The 3,710-nt window shown below is 72.6% G+C and carries 1 protein-coding gene; it reads right to left on the minus strand.

Annotated features, from left to right (window positions below):
• Positions 1-3,710: amino acid adenylation domain-containing protein (locus tag ABD369_RS40215; RefSeq protein ID WP_344641596.1), on the minus strand; the 3,710-nt coding region annotated here is incomplete at both ends.

Consider the following 3,710-nt stretch of genomic DNA (forward strand, 5'->3'; position numbering starts at 1 on the left):
CGGGCAGCGGCGCCCACTGCGGCTCCTCGCCCCGGCAGCGCGCCGCGTACGCGGTGGCCAGGTCGGCGGAGAGCGGGCCGAGCGACCAGCCGTCACCAGCGATGTGATGCACCACCAGCAGCAGCACGTGCTCGTCCGCCGAGAGCTCCAACACCTGGGCGCGCAGCGGTGGTTCGGTCGCGAGGTCGAATCCGCGCGCCGCTACCGCCACCAACAGCTCCGCCAGATCCGCCTCGCCGGCCGGGGTGACGGGCAGCTGCGGCCGGACCATCCCGGCACCCAGCACCTCCTGGTACGGCACCCCATCAACCTGGGGGTAGACCGTGCGCAGGCTCTCGTGCCGATCGACCACGTCCCCCAGCGCCTCCTCCAGGGCCGCCCGGTCGAGCGACCCCGACAGCCGCCACGCCAGCGGCATGTTGTAGATCGGGCCGGCACCCTCCAACTGGTGCAGGAACCACAGCCGTCGCTGCGCGGACGACAGCGGGATCCGATCGGGCCGCTCGGCGCGGCTCAGCGCCAGCCGCGCCCGGCCGGCCCCACCCAGCACAGCGGCCAGCCCAGCCACCGTCGGCATCTCGAACAGGGCGCGCAACTCCAGCTCCACACCCAGCGTCGCACGCACCCGGGCCACCAGCCGAGTCGCCAGCAGCGAGTGCCCACCCAGCTCGAAGAAGTCGTCGTCGACCCCGACCCCGGCCACGCCCAGCACCTCGGCGAACAACTCGGCCAGGACGTGCTCCTGGGGGGTATGCGGCGCACGGCCGGTACGCGACCCGGTGAACTCGGGCTCGGGCAGGGCGCGCCGGTCCAGCTTGCCGTTGACCATCAACGGCAAGGCGTCCATGGACACGAACCCGGCCGGCACCATGTACTCCGGCAACCGCTCACGCAGGTGCGCCCGCAGCGCGTCCCACTGGAGCTCCGCCCCAGCGGCAGGCACCAGGTAAGCGACCAGCCGCCTGTCCTCCGCCCGGTCCTGCCGAACGATCACCGCGACCTGGCGGACCTGCGGGTGCTCCGCCAATACCGCCTCGACCTCGCCGAGCTCGATCCGGAACCCGCGGACCTTCACCTGGTCGTCGGCCCGGCCGACGTACTCCAGCTCACCGTCGGCCCGCATCCGCACCAGGTCACCGGTGCGGTACATCCGAGTGCCCATCGGGCCGAACGGACAGGCCACGAACCGCTGTGCACTCAGCCCGGGCCGGTTCAGGTACCCCCGGGCCAGCCCCGGCCCCGCCACATACAGCTCACCGGGCACACCCGGCGGCACCGGACACAGCCACTCGTCCAGCACGTACACCCGCAGACCGGCGATCGCACGGCCGATCGGCGGCACACCGGAGGACGGCGACAACGGATCGCTCATCGTCGCGCACACCGTGGTCTCCGTCGGACCGTACCCATTGATCATCCGCCGCCCCGGCGCCCACCGCGCCACCAGCTCCGGCGAACACGCCTCACCCGCCACCACCAGCGTCGACACGCTCACCTCGTGCTCCGGCAGTGCCGCCAGCACGGACGGCGGCACGGTCGCATGGGTGACCGCAAGGCTCGGGTCGGTCAGCGCCGACACCGGATCCGCCGCCGGCGGCAGCACCAGCGCCGCGCCGCGCAACAGGGCGGTGAAGATCTCCGACACCGAGGCGTCGAAGCTCGGCGAGGCGAACTGGAGCACCCGGCTGCCCGGCTCGATCGCGAACCGCTCGACCATCGCGGCCACCATGCTCGGCACGCCCACGTGGCTGACCACCACGCCCTTGGGGCGGCCGGTCGAACCCGAGGTGTAGATCACGTACGCGGCGTTCTCGGGCTCGACGACGACATCGGGGTCGTTCTCCGACCGCAGGCCCAACTCGGCGGCGCTGTCCGGTGCGTCGAGCAGCAAGCGGTCGAGCCCGGCCGCGCCCGGCAGATCTGCGTCGAGTGCGCTGGTGGTGACCAGCAGCGCGGGCCGGGCGTCCGTGAGCATGAATTCGATGCGGGCGGCCGGGTAGTCCGGGTCGATCGGCAGGTACGCGGCCCCGGTCTTGAGCACCGCCAGGAGGGCGACCACCTGCTCGACCGAGCGCGGCAGGAGCAGCGCCACCAGCCGCTCCGGGCCCACGCCGCGCCCGATCAGCATGTGAGCCAGCCGGTTGGCCCGGGCGTTCAGCTCCCCGTACGCCAACACCCTCTCGCCGGACACCAGGGCCGCCGTATCCGGCCCTGCCGCCACCCGGGCCTCGAACAGGCCGAGCAGACCCGTGGCCGTGGTCGGGGCGGTCACCGCGCCCTGCTCGGACAGCAGTCGGCGGCGCTCCCCGGCGAAGAGCAGGTCGAATCGGCTGAGCCGCCGCTGCGGGTCGGCGACCGCCGCACGGAGCAGCCGGACCCAGCGCGCGATCATCGTCTCGACGGTGGCCGGGTCGTACAGGTCGCTGGCGTACTCGACGAAGGCGTCGATCCCTTCCGGGGTGCCGTCCTCCGTGTGTCGCTCGGACATCGAGAAGACCAGGTCGAGCTTGGACGTGCTGGTGGCCAGCGGCATCGCGCCGACGCGCAGCCCGGGCGGGGTGAAGTCGGCCCGCGGGTTGTTCTGCAGCACCAGCATGACCTGGAACAGCGGGTGGTGCGCCAGTGACCGTACCGGATTGAGGGTTTCGACCAGGTACTCGAACGGCAGGTCCTGGTTGGCGTAGGCGGCCAGCGAGGTGTCCCGGACCCGGGCGAGTAGTTCGGCGAAGGTCGGGTCGCCCGAGGTGTCGGTACGGAACACCAGGGTGTTGACGAAGTACCCGACCAGATCGTCCAGCGCCTGGTCGGTACGGCCGGCGATCAGGCTGCCGACCGGGATGTCCTCGCCCGCGCCGAGCTTGCTCAGCAGCGCCGCCAGAGCGGCTTGCAGCACCATGAACAGACTGGTCCCGTTGACGCGGGCGAGCTCGCGCAGGCCGTGGTGCAACTCCGCGTCCAGCCCGGCGCGCAAGAGGCCGCCCTGGTGTGAGGCGACCGCCGGACGGGGCCGGTCGGTGGGCAGCTGGATCTGCTCCGGCAGATCGGCCAACTGCCGCATCCAGTAGTCGGCTTGGCGGGCGAACAGGCTGTCCCGGTCGGCGGCGTCGCCGAGCAGTTCGTGCTGCCACATGGTGTAGTCGGCGTACTGGACCGGCAGCGCCTCCCACTGCGGCTCCTCGCTCCGGCAGCGCGCCGCGTACGCGGCGGTCAGGTCCCGCACGAGCGGGCCCAGCGACCAGCCGTCACCGGCGATGTGGTGGAGCACCACCAGCAGCACGTGCTCGTCCGGCGCGAGCTCGAACAGCTCGACGTGCAGCGGCAGTTCGCTCTCCAAGTCGAACCGGCGGGCCATCGCTGCCGCCAGCACACCGGACAGCTCGGCCTCGATGGTCCGGCTCACGTTCAGCCGCGGACGGGCCACAACGACGTCCAGCACCTTCTGGTACGGCACGCCGTCCACCGCCGGGAAGACCGTGCGCAGGCTCTCGTGCCGGGCCACCACGTCCGCCAGGGCGGCCTGCATCGCCGGTCGGTCGAGCGGGCCGGACAGTCGCCACGCCAGCGGGATGTTGTAGTTCGCGCTGGCCCCCTCCAGCTGGTGCAGGAACCACAACCGCCGCTGCGCGAAAGACAGCGGGGTCCGCTCGGGCCGGGGCCGGGGCGCCAGGGCCAGCTGCGCCCGGCGGGCCCCCGCAAGCGCGGCGGCCACG

This window comes from Kitasatospora cystarginea, from assembly GCF_039533515.1.
Lineage (GTDB): Bacteria > Actinomycetota > Actinomycetes > Streptomycetales > Streptomycetaceae > Kitasatospora > Kitasatospora cystarginea.